Annotated in this window: 16 protein-coding genes and 1 tRNA gene; 13 read left to right on the forward strand and 4 right to left on the reverse strand. The window is 35.0% G+C overall.

The genetic code is table 11. The features are described from left to right. The first annotated feature begins 86 nt into the window (after window positions 1–86). Together JMI89_RS04185 and JMI89_RS04190 are read left to right on the forward strand one after the other, a co-directional pair. Window positions 87–162 (forward strand) — tRNA-Trp (locus JMI89_RS04185). Window positions 163–300: 138 nt separating this feature from the next. After that, window positions 301–639 (forward strand): DUF413 domain-containing protein, encoded by a 339-nt coding sequence (locus JMI89_RS04190; RefSeq protein ID WP_187754302.1) that lies wholly within the window; start codon window positions 301–303, stop codon window positions 637–639. Window position 640: 1 nt separating this feature from the next. Here JMI89_RS04190 and JMI89_RS04195 read toward each other — a convergent pair whose 3' ends face one another. From JMI89_RS04195 to znuC, 3 genes are all read right to left on the reverse strand, one after another. Continuing rightward, on the reverse strand, window positions 641–2,164 hold the full coding sequence (locus JMI89_RS04195; protein ID WP_220679400.1) for a YifB family Mg chelatase-like AAA ATPase: 1,524 nt from the start codon (window positions 2,162–2,164) through the stop codon (window positions 641–643). Window positions 2,165–2,324: 160 nt separating this feature from the next. Next, complete coding sequence (gene znuB / locus JMI89_RS04200; protein ID WP_187754304.1) at window positions 2,325–3,125, reverse strand: zinc ABC transporter permease subunit ZnuB; 801 nt, start codon at window positions 3,123–3,125, stop codon at window positions 2,325–2,327. Beyond that, the gene (gene znuC / locus JMI89_RS04205; protein WP_187754305.1) at window positions 3,118–3,879 is read right to left on the reverse strand and encodes a zinc ABC transporter ATP-binding protein ZnuC; all 762 of its coding nucleotides are present in this window, start codon (window positions 3,877–3,879) and stop codon (window positions 3,118–3,120) included. The genes znuB and znuC overlap by 8 nt, the downstream gene beginning before the upstream one ends. A gap of 129 nt (window positions 3,880–4,008) precedes the next feature. Here znuC and znuA point away from each other — a divergent pair, with 129 nt between their 5' ends. Together znuA and mepM are read left to right on the forward strand one after the other, a co-directional pair. Next, window positions 4,009–4,881: a zinc ABC transporter substrate-binding protein ZnuA gene (znuA, locus tag JMI89_RS04210; protein WP_187754306.1), complete on the forward strand. Its 873-nt coding sequence runs from the start codon at window positions 4,009–4,011 to the stop codon at window positions 4,879–4,881. 34 nt (window positions 4,882–4,915) lie between these two features. Continuing rightward, window positions 4,916–6,304 (forward strand): murein DD-endopeptidase MepM, encoded by a 1,389-nt coding sequence (gene mepM / locus JMI89_RS04215; protein WP_220679401.1) that lies wholly within the window; start codon window positions 4,916–4,918, stop codon window positions 6,302–6,304. 149 nt (window positions 6,305–6,453) lie between these two features. Here mepM and sfsA read toward each other — a convergent pair whose 3' ends face one another. Further along, window positions 6,454–7,167, reverse strand: coding sequence for a DNA/RNA nuclease SfsA (gene sfsA / locus JMI89_RS04220; protein ID WP_187754307.1), 714 nt, complete (start codon window positions 7,165–7,167; stop codon window positions 6,454–6,456). A 96-nt stretch (window positions 7,168–7,263) separates the two neighbouring features. Between sfsA and mrcB the strand changes: the two genes are divergently transcribed. The 9 genes from mrcB (at window position 7,264) to fabF (ending at window position 16,020) form a co-directional block, all read left to right on the forward strand. Further along, window positions 7,264–9,621 carry a bifunctional glycosyl transferase/transpeptidase gene (gene mrcB, locus JMI89_RS04225; RefSeq protein ID WP_220679402.1) on the forward strand — a complete coding sequence of 786 codons (2,358 nt, stop codon included), beginning with the start codon at window positions 7,264–7,266 and terminating at the stop codon, window positions 9,619–9,621. Window positions 9,622–9,801: 180 nt separating this feature from the next. Next, entirely contained in the window at window positions 9,802–10,323 is a 522-nt protein-coding gene (gene yceD / locus JMI89_RS04230) for a 23S rRNA accumulation protein YceD (RefSeq protein ID WP_220679403.1), read from the forward strand. 16 nt (window positions 10,324–10,339) lie between these two features. After that, window positions 10,340–10,507, forward strand: coding sequence for a 50S ribosomal protein L32 (gene rpmF, locus JMI89_RS04235; protein ID WP_039103400.1), 168 nt, complete (start codon window positions 10,340–10,342; stop codon window positions 10,505–10,507). 24 nt (window positions 10,508–10,531) lie between these two features. Further along, complete coding sequence (gene plsX / locus JMI89_RS04240) at window positions 10,532–11,572, forward strand: phosphate acyltransferase PlsX (RefSeq protein WP_187754310.1); 1,041 nt, start codon at window positions 10,532–10,534, stop codon at window positions 11,570–11,572. Beyond that, window positions 11,554–12,507 carry a beta-ketoacyl-ACP synthase III gene (locus JMI89_RS04245; protein WP_220679404.1) on the forward strand — a complete coding sequence of 318 codons (954 nt, stop codon included), beginning with the start codon at window positions 11,554–11,556 and terminating at the stop codon, window positions 12,505–12,507. Before plsX ends, JMI89_RS04245 begins: the two co-directional genes overlap by 19 nt. A 49-nt stretch (window positions 12,508–12,556) precedes the next feature. Beyond that, the gene (gene fabD, locus JMI89_RS04250) at window positions 12,557–13,492 is read left to right on the forward strand and encodes an ACP S-malonyltransferase (protein WP_220679405.1); all 936 of its coding nucleotides are present in this window, start codon (window positions 12,557–12,559) and stop codon (window positions 13,490–13,492) included. Window positions 13,493–13,512: 20 nt separating this feature from the next. Beyond that, window positions 13,513–14,247 carry a 3-oxoacyl-ACP reductase FabG gene (gene fabG / locus JMI89_RS04255; protein ID WP_187754313.1) on the forward strand — a complete coding sequence of 245 codons (735 nt, stop codon included), beginning with the start codon at window positions 13,513–13,515 and terminating at the stop codon, window positions 14,245–14,247. A gap of 150 nt (window positions 14,248–14,397) precedes the next feature. Then, window positions 14,398–14,631: an acyl carrier protein gene (gene acpP / locus JMI89_RS04260; RefSeq protein ID WP_065561838.1), complete on the forward strand. Its 234-nt coding sequence runs from the start codon at window positions 14,398–14,400 to the stop codon at window positions 14,629–14,631. A 144-nt stretch (window positions 14,632–14,775) separates the two neighbouring features. After that, window positions 14,776–16,020 (forward strand): beta-ketoacyl-ACP synthase II, encoded by a 1,245-nt coding sequence (fabF, locus tag JMI89_RS04265; RefSeq protein WP_187754314.1) that lies wholly within the window; start codon window positions 14,776–14,778, stop codon window positions 16,018–16,020. The last annotated feature ends 178 nt before the right edge of the window (window positions 16,021–16,198 follow it).

The raw sequence follows: 16,198 nt of genomic DNA on the forward strand, positions 1-16,198 counted from the left end.
GAGCGGTAGTTCAGTTGGTTAGAATACCTGCCTGTCACGCAGGGGGTCGCGGGTTCGAGCCCCGTCCGTTCCGCCAATTTCTATTTAGGGGCGTAGTTCAATTGGTAGAGCACCGGTCTCCAAAACCGGGTGTTGGGAGTTCGAGCCTCTCCGCCCCTGCCATATCAGTAATATCTGAATAATTATTAATCACTTAGTGTTTTACATGTGATAACATTTAAAATTTTTATTTACAGAATACTCATCTCGATTATAATCCGCACAACAATATTATTGAACTTAAATTATTGAGGGTCGAAAATGGTAGAAAGTTTTCTTTCACAACAGCGTTTTTTTGATAATAAAAATTATCCAAGAGGTTTTTCACGTCATGGTGATTTTACCATTAAAGAATCTCAGCTTTTAGAAAAATATGGCTGTGCGTTTAAGGATTTAGATAATGAGGTTCGAAAACCGGTAACTGCCGACGAAAAGTCTTTTGTATCAGTTTGCCGAGGCAGCAAGGAAGCTTCTAATGAGTTTGAAAAGGTTTGGTTAAAATATTTGCATTGTATTAATAAAGCAAAAAAATTTCATACCCTATCAGGTGGTAAACCACAAGTAGATATTGCCGATGATTTCATTGATAGTGATGATTAATTTAACCAATATTTTTATGTAATTGAATTAATAATTTATCCATAGAACGATAACTTAATGCTTCAATTAAATGTTTTCGTTCTATGGCTATTTTTCCATCTAAATCAGCAATCGTTCTTGAAACTTTTAATATTCTATGCCATGCCCTAGCCGATAAACCTAACTTCATTAAAGCCTGTTCCAAAAATTCGCTATCCTCAGATGTGAGAACACAATAAGTATTAATCTCATATGTTGTTAATTTACTATTAATCTTATTTGCTCTGCTAATTTGTTTTTCTCTAGCAATTATGACTCGTTTTTTTACTTCAGCTGTCGTATTACCACGATTCATGTTTTTACTTAGCGCTCCTTTTGGTAAAAGAGGGACTTCGATGGATAAATCAAATCTATCTAGAAATGGGCCTGATAAACGATTTAAATAGCGAATTACTTGTTGGGGGGTTGTTCTATTATGGGTACCTTGATAATGTCCTGTAGGACTTGGGTTCATCGCAGCAATAAGCTGAATACTAGCTGGGAACGTAATTTTGGCGTTTGCTCTTGAGATAATAATTTCTCCAGATTCTAAAGGTTCTCGTAATGCATCTAACACTTTACGATTAAATTCCGGTAATTCATCTAAAAATAAAATGCCATTATGCGCTAGAGAAATTTCACCAGGCTTGGGGATTGAGCCGCCACCAACGAGTGCAGCTATCGATGCACTATGATGAGGTGCTCTAAAGGGTCTACAACGCCAATTTTTATTCGTATTTATTTGATTAACTAAACTGTTTATTGTTGCTGTTTGAAGTGATTCTTTATCATTTAGAGGTGGTAATAAATCAACTAATCTAGTAGCTAACATTGTTTTTCCTGTTCCTGGCGGACCTATTAATAACAGATTATGTCCTCCAGCGGCAGCTATTTCTAAAGCACGTTTGGCATGTTCTTGTCCTATAATATCTTGTAAATCGTTTAAATTCTGTTGAATATCTAACGGGACATTATAAGTTACATTCGTTAGCGGTGTTTCACCAGAGAAATGTTGGCATAACTGGAGCAAATTTTCGCATACCAATGCATTACTATGATTTATTAATGCTATTTCTGACGAATTTTCTTTTGAAAGAATAAGAATTCTATCATGTTCTTGAACAGAAATAGCCGCAGGAATTGCGCCTTTTATCGCTCTTATTTCACCTGATAACGCTAGCTCTCCTAGGAATTCATATTGATATAATTGATCCGTTTTGATCTGTAATGTTGCAGCTAAAATTGCCACAGCAATCGGTAAATCAAAGCGACTACCTTCTTTCGGTAGATCTGCTGGTGAGAGATTAATGGTTATTTTTTTACTAGGAAAAGTGAAACCACTATTTATAATTGCACTTCTCACGCGATCTTTTGCTTCTTTAACAGATGTTTCAGGTAATCCAACTAGAGTAAAGCTTGGCATTCCGTTACTGATATGTATTTCAACATCAATTTTAGGGGCTTGAATGCCAATACAAGCCCGGGTATATATTGTGAAAAGCGACATTGAATAATCCTAAATCAATTGAAATAAGATTAATTTAGCTGGATATTAGACAAATAAATTTTTTTAGTGTTTCTTTGCGATTTATTTCATATATTTCATAATTATTTTTCTGTAGATTAGTCAAATGCTTTCGGTTTATTTTGGCATTTATTAAATTTTTTTAAGAGTTACTAAGTTTAAATATTTTTGAAATCATTAAAGATAAAATAAATATAAATGCATTTGTAATAACAACAGAAGGTCCGGTTGGGCTATCATAATATGCAGATATAATTAAACCACCTATCACAGATATAATACCGATAATAATCGCAAAAATTGCCATTTGTTCTGGTGATTTTGCATAGCAACGGGCGGTTGCGGCTGGAATAATCAGTAAAGAAGTGATAATTAATGCGCCAACAAATTTCATGGCTAAAGCAATCGTTAATGCTAATAGTAAAGTGAGAATAAATTTTGTTTTGATAATGTTGATACCATTACTAAAAGCTAGTTCTTCACTTACTGTTATGAATAAAAAACGATTCCAATTGAGATACAATATAATACTGACAATAATCGTTCCAAAAAGAATATAATAAATATCATTTAGAGTGATTGAAAGTAAATCACCAAATAGATATCCCATAAGATCGACTCGAATATTATTTAATAAGCTGATAACTACCACGCCAAGTGATAGTGAACTATGCGCTAAAATTCCCAATAGTGTATCAATCGCTAATTTTTGTTGCAATTCTAGTACAATAAGACCAACAGCAAGTATTACGGTGAGAAAAATAACCGCATAAAATGGGTTTATATTTAATAAAAAACTTAATGCTATACCAAGTAAGGCTGCATGGGAGAGGGTATCACCAAAATACGACATCTTCCTCCATACTACGAATGTTCCCAATGGTCCGGTTATTAATGATAAAATAATTCCAGCAAGCAAAGGTGGTAGTAATAGTTCAAACATTTTTCTTTGCTCCAAAATTTGGTAACATAATGCGTCCCTGATAGTTAGTTTGATGCAAATGGTGATGTTTATAAACGGCAAGTTGATTAGCTGCATTACGGCCAAACAGTGCAATGAATTCAGGGTCGTTTGAGACTAATGCTGGAGTACCAGAACAACAGATATGTTTATTTAAACAAATCACTTCATCGGTCTTTGCCATTACTAAATGTAAATCGTGGGAAATCATTAACACCGCACAATTAAATTCATTTTTAGCGTTAGCAATCAAATTATACAAAGTGATTTGTCCATTTACATCAACACCTTGAGTCGGTTCATCTAAGATTAAAAGTTCTGGCTTTTTAACTAAAGCTTGTGCAAGTAAAACACGTTGCATTTCCCCCCCCGATAATTGTTGCATGGTTTTATTAATCAAACCAAATGCGTTGACACGATGTAACATTTTTTCAATATTGTGGCTATTGATAGTCGGATTGAGTTGCATAAAACGCTTTACTGTTATAGGTAAGGTTTTATCAATTTGTAAATTTTGCGGCACATAGCCAATAGTAAGATTTTTTTTACGAACAATCAAACCATTAGATGGTTTAAGAAGACCTAATACAAGCTTTACGAGTGTGGATTTACCAGCACCATTTGGACCTAATATTGTAATAATTTTACCTGTATCAATCGTAAACGAGATATTGCTTAAAATGTTCTGTTGATTAAGGCTGATAGATACATTTTTAATAGAAACTAACGGTTGCATTTTATTTATAAATCACTTGTCTTATTTAATGTTATATTATAACATAACATTAATTTTCATTTAGTACATCTATTATATATGTTTATCAAAAAATTAATTAAAAAATCTTACATCTTATTGATAATCAACATGATATTTTTTACCTCTTTTTGTCAGGCTAAAATTATTACTTCTATTAAACCCTTAGGGTTTATTACAGAAGCTATTGCTTCTGGCGTCTCAGAGACAGACGTTTTATTACCAGATGGAGCATCCCCTCATACTTATTCTTTAAAACCTTCTGACTTGATAAAATTAAATTCGGCTGACTTGATCATTTGGGTTGGTGAAGATATGGAAACATTTATGCCAAGTGTTTTAAAGGATATTGACAATAATAAAACGATTGAGTTAACTGAATACCCAACAATTGAAGCTCTCCTCAAATCAGGAGAGAAACATGGAGAGTTGAATCATGCTGACGAGCATCATGCTCACCATGAACATGGGCGATTTGATAATCATATTTGGCTATCACCTAAAATAGCTGAAATTTCTGCACAAATCATTCATGATAAATTGCAGAAAATTTATCCCCAAAAAGCAGCTCTTCTTGAACAAAATTTGCATGATTTTTTAATTAATCTAAAACAAACAGAACAAAATATTGCAAAAAAATTGAATAGCGTACAAAATAAGGGATATTTCGTTTTTCATGATTCTTATGCTTATTTTGAAGCTCAATTTAACTTGAATAATTTAGGTAGTTTCACAATCAATCCCTCAATTCAACCTGGGTTAAAGAAGATTTACGAAATTCAAAAAGAATTAAAAAACAGGAATGCAGTTTGTATTTTTAGGGAACCTCAATTTAGTCCGGTCATTGTTAATAAATTAATAGATGGTACTAATGTTAAAGTCGGGGAACTGGATCCCTTGGGGATGGATATTGTTATGACAAAAGATGCATACTGTAAATTTTTGTTAAAAATAACACAGCAGTTATTAAATTGTTTAGAATGAGCTAAAATTATAATCAATCAAAAAGGTTACTTGAGTGCAGCAGATTGACCCATCTGATGTTGTTGAAAAAGAATTTAAATTTCCTTATATTGCAATATTAGTTGTTTTTTTTATTTTTATATTATTTTTCAATTTATGGCGTCCGCTTAACCCTGAGCGGACAAGTTATATTCCATTAAATCCCCAAGTTCAAACGACTGTGATTGAAAAACAACAATTGCCGACATCAGTAGGTAATGCAGCAATTGTTAGGCTTGAAGAACGTATTAATAACGAGCAAAATACTGAGGAATCTTTAGATCAACCGAAGCCTGAAGATGAAGTAATTAAAGATGAAATTGATGAAGTAATAGAGCAAGATGATAGTAATGTTCAATACACTGTGAGTCGTGGAGATACTCTATCTGGTATTATGGCTCAATACGGTGTCAATCGTAATGATGTCTATATACTAACAAAACAATTCAAACAACTAACCAATTTAAGAATCGGGCAACAAATCAGTTGGACTGTTGATAATGAGCATAACTTAAAAAGTTTTAGCTGGATTATTTCTAATAATAATATGCGCATTTATGAAAAAGTGAATAATAAATTTGTTGAGCGTTTAGAAACTCGAGAAGGTATTTGGAAGCCTTATAATGCACAAGGTCAGATTGAAACATCCTTTGTAGCAGATGCTAGAAAACAAGGTCTAACAAGTAATGAAATAGCCAATATTACTAAAGCGTTACAATGGCAATTAGATTTTAGACGGTTAAAAAAAGGTGATAAGTTTTCAGTTTTATTATCTAGAGAGATGTTCGGTGATAAACATGAAAAAAGTCAATTATTGGCAGTAAGAATCCAAAATGGCTCTAAAAACTATTATGCGGTTTTAGCTGAAGATGGTCATTACTATGATATGCATGGCGCAAGTTTATCACAAAACTTTTTACGCTATCCTTTGGTAAAACAAGCGAGAATTTCATCAGGATTTAATCCTAGACGATTACATCCTGTTACTAAAAAAATAGCGCCTCATAATGGTGTTGATTTTGCTGTTTCGCGTGGTACGCCAGTGCTAGCTGTAGGCGAAGGGGAAGTTATGATTGCTAAATATAGTGGTTCAGCCGGTAATTACATAGCAATTCGCCACGGTCGACAATACACAACTAAATATATGCATCTTGATAAAATACTGGTCAAAGCTGGGCAGATAGTAAAAAAAGGTGATAAAATTGGTTTATCTGGCAACACAGGGCGTTCAACAGGACCACATCTACATTTTGAATTACATATTGATGGTAAACCAGTAAATCCGTTAACAGCAAATTTACCTATTTCTGATGGTTTAACCGGTAAGTCTAAAAAAACGTTCTTGGAGCAGTTTAAGAAAATTAAACCAAAACTTGCATTTGAATCTGAACACAATAGTAATTAATATTAGATATCAATGCTAAAAGGTCAATAATATTTATTGGCCTTTTTTAATAAAAAAGTTTAGCTTATGCAATTATTAAAATTTAATTTTGGTTGTAATCAAATCAAATTAGCAAATAAACTTTAATCCTTAATAAACAGTGTTAAAAGTTAATCAAAGGTAATGGCTAGTGGCCGTTTTATCCAAATTCCTGCCGGCGATATTGTCGTTTTATAACAAATAACTTCAACGCCATTTTGGTAAGCTTGTTTAAGAAGACTGCTATAAGCCGGATCGATATCATATGCAGGGCAAAACTGTTCTATTCCTGTATGCATGACAAGAAAGAAAACCACAGCGCGTTCTCCTTTTTTCACGATAGAGATCAATTCCCGAAGGTGTTTTTGACCTCTGGTTGTGATTGTATCAGGGAAATAGCCATATTGATTATTTGGGTTAAATAATGTCACTGATTTTATTTCAACATAACACTGATTTCGTTTGTTATCAGATAATAATAAATCGATACGACTATTTTCTGAGCCATATTTAACTTCAGATTTGATATTGTTATAACCTATCAATTTTGGAATTTTATGTTTAATAATGGCTTCTTTAACTATTTGATTCGCTCTAATAGTATTTACACATATCCAATGATTTTGGCTTGTTAAGGTTAATTCCCAGCTATTAGGTAATTTTCGTTTGGAATTGTTAGAGGTTGAAAACCAAACCGTATCCCCTTCATTGGCACAACCTGTCATTGCTCCTGTATTGGCACAATGAATTGTGATAATTTCACCATTATTTAGTTGAATATCCGCTAAAAAGCGTTTATAGCGCTTAATTAACGTTGCTGATTGTAACTGAGAAGGGAAAAGCATTGACATTCACTCTGGATATGAAAAAGTATGTTATTATAAACCTAATTATATTTATAGTGCGAATTAAACGTAAAAGTGATTGAAAACAGGTGATATTTGGCTAAGAAGACGAAGACCGAGCAAAAAACAAAACAACGTTCTAAAAAAAGTAAGAAAAAAAATACTAAAACTAGTAAAAAAAGCTATTTTGGTTGGTTATTGTTAAAATTATTGCTTGTTATTACCGCTGTAATTATTGTAAGTGGTATATATTTAGATCAGCAGATTAAAGAAAAAATCGATGGTAATGTTTGGCAATTACCTGCTACGGTTTATGGTAGGATTATTATACTTGAATCAGGTGACGTTTTTAGTCAGAATGAAATCATCGCTCAGCTAAATAGTTCTCATTATCGGCAAGTTTCGGTCATAACTAAACCTGGTGAGTTTATAGTAAAGCCAAATTACATCGATATTTATCGTAGACCATTTTCCTTTCCCGATGCTGATGAAGAGCCTTTTTATGCCAGAATCACTTTTAAGCAAAATCATATCATCAAAATCATCAATCTTAATAATGGTCGGAAAATCGATTCATTAAAAATTGATCCTAAACTTATTACTTTAATACGGTCTTCAAATAATGAACAACGTTTATTTGTGCCATTAAAAGATTTTCCTGAATCATTAGTGCAAACGTTAATTGCGACAGAAGATAAGCGTTTTTATCAACATGATGGTATTAGTATTTATTCAATATTACGCGCAATTTATGCTAATTTGATTTCTGGCAGAACCTTGCAAGGTGGAAGTACTTTAACCCAACAATTAGTTAAAAATCTTTTTTTAACGAACGAGCGCTCTTATGTGAGAAAATTACGTGAAGCTTATATGGCGATTATTTTAGATTCTCGTTACAGTAAGGAACGGATTCTAGAACTCTATCTGAATGAGGTTTATCTCGGTCAGGTTGCCGATCAAGAAATTCATGGTTTTCCTTTAGCAAGTCTTTATTATTTTGGTCGACCCGTTAATGAATTAAGCTTGGATCAGCAAGCTCTATTAGTTGCAATGGTAAAAGGGGCTTCCTATTATAATCCTTGGTCCAAACCAGATAGAGTGCTAGAGCGTCGTAATCTTGTTCTAAAGTTGATTCAAGAGCAAAATATAATTGATGAAGAATTATATCAATTATTATGTCGTCGCAGCCTATCTATTCTACCTAAAGGTGGCGTAATTTCACCACATCCCGCTTTTGTTCAATTGGTAAAGCGAGATTTACGTAAACAGCTCGGTGAACATGCTAATCATTTATCAGGTATGAAAATTTTCACAACTTTTGATCCGTTAGTACAACAGGCTGCTGAACAGGCACTTACCGAAGAAATAGCACGTTTAAAAAAAATTACGAATAATCCATATTTACAAGCAGCGATTGTGATAGTTGACCGTCAGACAGGAGAAATACGGGGATTAATTGGTGGTGAAGATCCACAATATCCAGGATATAATCGCGCCTTATTTGCAAGACGGCCTATCGGCTCTTTGGCGAAACCGCCGACTTATTTAACTGCCTTAAGTCATCCACAACAATACCAACTCAATACTATTCTTGAGGATAAACCGATAACGATAAAATTAGATAATCATACTATATGGAAACCAAATAATTTTGATAAACAATATCGTAATAAAGTGTTATTAGTCGATGCTCTGGCTAAATCACTCAATGTTCCATCTGTTAATCTTGGCATGTCCGTAGGATTATCTGCGACAAAGAAAACTTTGCTTTCGCTCGGGGTGCCCGAGTCTGAAATTAAAGCTGTTCCATCGCGATTTTTAGGATCATTAGAACTCACTCCTTTAGAAACTGCACAAATCTATCAAGTGATTACCAATACCGGCAAAAAGTCGTCATTATCTATTTTAAATGCTGTTGTTTCTAATCAAAACCAATTGGTTTTTCAAAGTTATCCTAATATTATTCAGGCAGTTTCTGCGCAAGCAGCTTATTTAACAACTTATGCAATGCAACAAGTTATAGAACGAGGTACAGCTAAAGCGCTAAGCAGTGATTATCCGTCGACTCATTTAGCGGGAAAAACGGGTACAACAAATGATTTACGTGATAGTTGGTTTGTCGGAATTGATGGAAAAAATGTTGTAGTTATTTGGGTGGGGTTAGATGATCACAAACCGATGCAATTAACTGGTTCTGCTGGAGCGTTAAAAATCTACCAGAAATATTTACATTACAATCCACCACAATCTTTTTATCAAAATCAACCAGCAAATATTAAAATGATAAATATTGATGCTCAGGGAAGATGGCAATGTGCTGGCGTTGGTGTAATGCAGCTACCGGTGTGGGCAAGTGATAAAAATGGGTTATGTAGTAATGATAATTCAATATCTGATTACCAAAAAACTGAAGATCAAGCACCTAATTGGTTGAAAAGAATGTTTAACTTTTAAACAAATAATAAAATGTTTGAATAAATTTAAAGCATAATTAAAAATATCAAAAATTAATTTAACAAAGCTTATTTTTTGATTAAAATAGCCGAACTAAAAATTAATCTTATTTAATTATCACAATAAATTAACTTAAACCCCATTGACGAAAATGGGATTTAACGGTAAGATGCGCGCCTTATGCAAAATAGATTGCCTTTAACTATTGACCCGATTAAAGCGGCTCAAAAGAGATTAGATTATACGGGTGTATATCTAGCTAAAAATGCTGGTCGCTTATCTGAGTCAGTTGAATACGTGAATAGCGATATTCATTGCTCATTGTCGTTTGGCTATGATGAACAGAAACTTTGTGTAATTGCAGTTGATGCAGAAGTTGAAGTAACTTTAATTTGTCAACGTTGTCAGCAGCCGTTTGTCAGTAGAATTCACGTAGAAAATAAATTTAGCCCTGTTAAGAGTGATGCTCAAATAGAGGCACTACCGGAATATTATGAACCCGCCATGCTTAATGAGTTTGGCGAAGTCGATATCTTGGCATTGGTAGAAGATGAAATTATTCTGAGTCTACCGATTGCGCCGGTGCATGATAGTAAACACTGCGAAGTGTCAGAAGCAGAATTGGTATTTGGTGAGATTCCTACTGAAGAAGGTAAACCAAATCCGTTTGCAATTTTAGTCAGTTTGAAAAATAAGCCCTAGAGAGAGGAGTAAGTCCATGGCCGTTCAACAGAATCGTAAAACTCGTGCAAAACGTGGTATGCGTCGTGCACATGATGCATTAACAGTAGCTAATATTTCAGTTGATGAATCGGGGAAAACTCATTTACGCCATCACGTAACCGCTGACGGTTATTATCGCGGTCGTAAGGTTGTAAATAAATAGTTTTCCTTATATCAAGGTGATATTTTGGATAATCTAACCATTGCGTTAGATGCTATGAGCGGGGACTTCGGTCCTCGTATCGTTGTCCCTGCCGCTTTAAAGGCACTTGATCACCATCAAAATCTTAAGATAATTTTAGTTGGTAATACATCTGAAATAAGTCCCTTTTTATCTGAAAATCACCCACGTCTAACGATTGTTGAGTCAACAAGCGTTATTACAAACGAGATGAAACCTTCGTTTGCAATTAGACACAGTCAGGGATCATCGATGCGTGTAGCGATAGAGCAAGTTAAATTAAAGCAGGCTCAGGCGTGTGTTAGCGCAGGTAATACTGGTGCTTTAATGGGATTATCAAAGTTATTACTTTACTCCATACCAGGTATTGAGCGCCCAGCTTTAGTTGCTACCTTGCCGACGATCAAAAAAGGGAATACGGTTATTCTAGATTTAGGCGCGAATGCGGAATGTAATAGTGAAATGTTAGTTCAATTTGCTATTATGGGATCTATTTTAGCTAGTACAATGTCCGATATTACGAAACCCCGGGTAGCGTTATTGAATATTGGTAAAGAAGATATTAAAGGTTTGGATAGAATCCGAGCTGCCGCTAATATATTAAAAGCAGATGAACGGATAAATTTTGTTGGTTATTTAGAGGGTGATGAACTGCTGACAGGTAAAACTGATGTGTTAGTTTGTGATGGATTTGTCGGAAATGTCACATTAAAAACAGTAGAAGGATTAATTAAAATCTTTTTATCATCAACGCAATTAATGAGCAAAGGAAATTCAATTTTCGCTAAATTAGCTGGGCATTGGGTACAAAAAAAGATGGCAAATTATTTTGGTCATTTAAATCCCAGTCATTATAATGGTGCCTGTTTGCTCGGATTACAAAGTATTGTCATAAAAAGTCATGGCGGAGCAAATCAAAATTCGTTTCTTGCTGCTATTGAACAAGCCATTTTAGCTATCGAAAATAATATACCTGAAAGAATTGCGTCAAGCCTTTCTTCTGTATTACCTAAGAGTGAAAATAATCAATGTTTACAAAAATTTTAGGAACGGGAAGTTATCTTCCTAAGCAAATCAGAACTAATGCTGATCTTGAAAAAATGGTTGATACCAGTGACGAATGGATAACAACTCGAACTGGAATTAAAGAAAGACACATTGCTGCTGATAATGAAACAGTTACTTCAATGGCTTACGAAGCAGCAATCAAAGCGATTGATATGGCGCAAATTGATAAAAGTGAAATCGGGTTAATTATTGTGGCAACAGCTAGTTCAGTTAATGCATTCCCAAGTTCAGCAACTGAATTACAGGCAAAATTGGGATTAACTGATTTAATTGCTTTTGATGTTTCTGCGGCCTGTTCAGGCTTTATTTATGCATTGGATATCGCTGATAAATATGTCAAAACAGGTATAGTTAAGTGTGCATTGGTAGTAGGTTCTGATATGTTAACTCGAGGAGTTGATCCCGAAGATCGTGGAACTGTTATCATTTTCGGTGATGGTGCGGGTGCTGTAGTTATTGGTGCTTCAGCGGAACCAGGTATTATTGCTTCTCGTTTACATGCAGATGGAAAATATGGCGATTTACTTAAATATCCAAATGTAGATCGCCGTAATTTAACTGATCCTGCTTACATGGTGATGCATGGTAACGAAGTATTTAAAGTTGCGGTTCGTGAATTATCCAATTTAGTCGACGAAATTTTAACAGAAAATAACATTCGTAAATCGGAATTAGATTGGTTAGTGCCACATCAAGCTAACTTACGCATTATTGCCGCTACCGCTAAGCGATTAGATATGGATCTCAGTAAAGTGATTGTGACTCTAGATAAACAAGGGAATACTTCAGCGGCATCTGTACCATGTGCATTAGATATTGGTGTAAGAGATGGGCGAATCCAGCGTGGACAATTATTGTTATTAGAAGCATTTGGTGGTGGTTTTGTTTGGGGATCGATTTTAGTTCGATTCTAAAATTATAAATAGGCAATTATCGTTTGATAATAAAAATTAGGGTAAGTTAATGACTAAATTTGCTATGGTATTTCCCGGTCAAGGGTCACAAACAATTGGTATGCTTAAGGAGTTAAGCAAAGAATACCCAGTTATTCAGGAAACATTCTCGCAAGCATCGTCTGTATTAGGATATGACCTTTGGCAGCTTATACAGGAAGGCTCTGTTGAAGAATTAGGTAAAACTTGGATTACTCAACCTGCTTTATTAGCCGCATCCGTTGCAATTTTTCGAGTATGGCAGCAAAAACAAGGTCCTAAACCTGACTTTATGGCTGGACATAGCTTAGGTGAGTATTCAGCACTTGTTTGTGCAGGTGTTATTGATTTTAAAGATGCGATCAAATTAGTTGAATTGCGTGGTAAATTAATGCAAGAAGCGGTTCCTGCTGGCACAGGAGCAATGTATGCTATCATCGGCTTAAATAATGAAGCCATTCTAAAAGCGTGTCAAGAAGCTGCACAAGATCAGGTTGTTTCACCTGTGAATTTTAATTCGCCAGGTCAAGTTGTTATTGCAGGTAATAAAGAAGCTGTAGAACGAGCTGGAGCATTATGTAAAGAAGCTGGCGCTAAACGGGCATTACCTTTAGCGGTGAGCGTACCGTCACATTGTATACTAATGAAACCTGCTGCCGATAAATTGGCAAAAACATTAGCAGGTATTGCATTTAATGAACCTCTTTATCCGGTTATTAACAATGTGAATGTGAAAATGGAAACAAATGCACAGGCGATTAAAGAGGCTTTAATCGCCCAATTATACAGTCCAGTACGTTGGACAGAAACTGTTGAATTCATGGCTGCTCAAGGCACTGCTTTATTAATTGAAATGGGGCCAGGAAAAGTTTTAACAGGTTTGACCAAACGCATTGTCGATACACTTTCAGGAAGTGCAGTTAATGATCCAACATCATTAAATCTAGCACTTGAAAGTGTAAAATAAATAAAATAAGAGGAGTTTGTATGAATTTAGCAGGAAAAATTGCTTTAGTTACAGGTGCTAGTCGCGGTATAGGTCGCGCAATTGCTGAAAGGCTTGTAACAAGCGGCGCAACTGTGATTGGTACAGCAACAACTGAAAACGGAGCGAATGCTATTAGTCAGTATCTTGGTGAAAACGGTAAAGGCTTTGCACTTAATGTGACTGATGAAAAATCAATAGAATCGGTAATTGAAGCCGTTAAATCCCAATTTGGCGATATTGATATTCTTGTTAACAATGCAGGAATTACCCGTGATAATCTTTTAATGCGCATGAAAGATGAAGAATGGCAAGATATTCTTGATACTAATTTAACTTCAGTATTTCGTTTATCTAAAGCACTTATGCGTACGATGATGAAAAAACGCTATGGGCGAATTGTGACAATTGGCTCTGTTGTAGGGACAATGGGAAATGCCGGCCAAGCAAATTATTCTGCGGCAAAAGCGGGTCTAATCGGTTTTAGTAAATCACTTGCCCGTGAAGTTGCTTCACGTGGCATTACGGTAAATGTTGTTGCTCCAGGTTTTATCGAAACTGATATGACTAGAGCATTAAATGATGAGCAACGGACAGCTATTTTATCGCAAGTTCCTGCTAATCGTTTAGGCGATCCAAAAGAAATTGCTAATGCAGTAGCATTTTTAGTATCAGATGAAGCATCTTACATCACTGGCGAAACTTTACATGTCAATGGTGGAATGTATATGGTTTAATCTTGAAATTTAGTGTAGAATAAGCCGCAATTTTGATAAAATGAGTAATAATTAAATAATCAGGTTGAAAATTTGTTTGCAATTTTTTCAACATTTTATAAACTTACAGTCTCAGCCATTATTGGCGATATTTATAGGAAAGAAAAGAGTATGAGCACTATTGAAGAGCGTGTTAAGAAAATTATAGTTGAGCAACTTGGTGTTAAAGAAGATGAAGTAAGAAATGAGTCTTCTTTTGTTGAAGATCTAGGTGCCGACTCTCTTGATACAGTGGAATTAGTTATGGCTTTAGAAGAAGAATTCGATACTGAAATTCCTGATGAAGAAGCTGAAAAAATCACTACTGTTCAATCAGCGATTGATTATATTACTGCAAATCAATAAGGTTTGTCAGAACCTTAAACTGGCGATCATATTGGTGATCGTCAGTTTGTTTTCATATAATTTCACTTGATATTAATTTCAAAAATTGCCTTATTATGATGAATAAGCGCAGATCATATTTTAATCCTTTTCAGGAGAAACAACATGTCTAAACGCAGAGTTGTTGTGACTGGAATGGGGCTAATATCTCCGGTAGGTAATACCATTGAATCAGCATGGCAAGCATTGTTAGCTGGTCAAAGTGGTGTAGGACTTATTGAACATTTTGATACAACCCCTTTCGCAACACGTTTCGCCGCTATGGTAAAAGATTTCAATGGCGAAGATTATAATATTACTCGTAAAGATGCTCGTAAGATGGATTATTTTATTCAATACGGGATTGCCGCGGGTATCCAAGCAATGCAAGATGCCGGAATTGAAATAACTGAAGAAAATGCTAAGCGTATTGGTTGTGCAATTGGTTCAGGTATTGGCGGATTAGGTTTAATTGAAGAAAATCATAGTGCTTTAATTAATGGCGGTCCTCGTAAAATCAGTCCTTTCTTTGTACCATCAACGATTGTCAATATGATTGCTGGTCATTTATCCATTATCTACGGGTTAAAAGGTCCAAGTATTACTATTGCTACGGCTTGTTCTTCAGGTGTGCATAATATTGGTCATGCCGCGCGTATGATTGCTTATGGTGATGCCGATGGTATGTTGGCAGGTGGTGGCGAGAAAGCAAGTACACCATTGGGAATTGGTGGTTTTGGTGCAGCCCGTGCATTATCGACTAACAATGATAATCCTCAAGCAGCTAGTCGTCCTTGGGATAAAGATCGGGATGGTTTTGTATTAGGTGATGGTGCTGGTATCTTATTTTTAGAAGAGTATGAGCATGCTAAAAAACGTGGCGCCAAAATATATGCAGAGTTAGTTGGTTTTGGCATGAGCGGTGATGCTTATCATATGACTTCACCACCAGAAGATGGTAGTGGTGCGGCATTAGCGATGGAATGTGCTATTCGTGATGCAGGTATTACTCCTGAACAAGTTGGTTATATTAATGCACATGGTACATCAACACCAGCTGGTGATAAAGCTGAAACACAAGCGGTTAAATCTATTTTCAAAGAAAACAGCCACAAGGTTATGGTAAGTTCAACCAAATCGATGACAGGTCATTTATTAGGCGCCGCTGGTGCAGTCGAATCTATTTTTACTATATTAGCATTACGTGATCAAGCAATTCCACCGACTATCAATTTAGATAATCCAGATGAGGGGTGTGATCTTGATTATGTACCTCATATAGCTCGCCAAGTGAAAGATATGAAATACGCTGTGTGTAATTCATTCGGATTTGGTGGAACCAATGGTTCGGTATTATTTAAGAAAATATAATTCATACCATTCGATAAAAAGCTGCGTTTTAACGTGGCTTTTTTATTATATAATTATTTTATATCATCATTTAAATATATAAAAAAATAGTTAAGAGACGCTTTATTTCTAATACTGTGTAATTTATTGCTTTTTGCGGCATTAGCCTATTGTCACTTATTTGATCGTTTTTTTACTC

Origin of the sequence: Frischella sp. Ac48 (assembly GCF_019641635.1) — a bacterium.
GTDB classification, from domain to species: Bacteria; Pseudomonadota; Gammaproteobacteria; order Enterobacterales; family Orbaceae; genus Frischella; species Frischella japonica.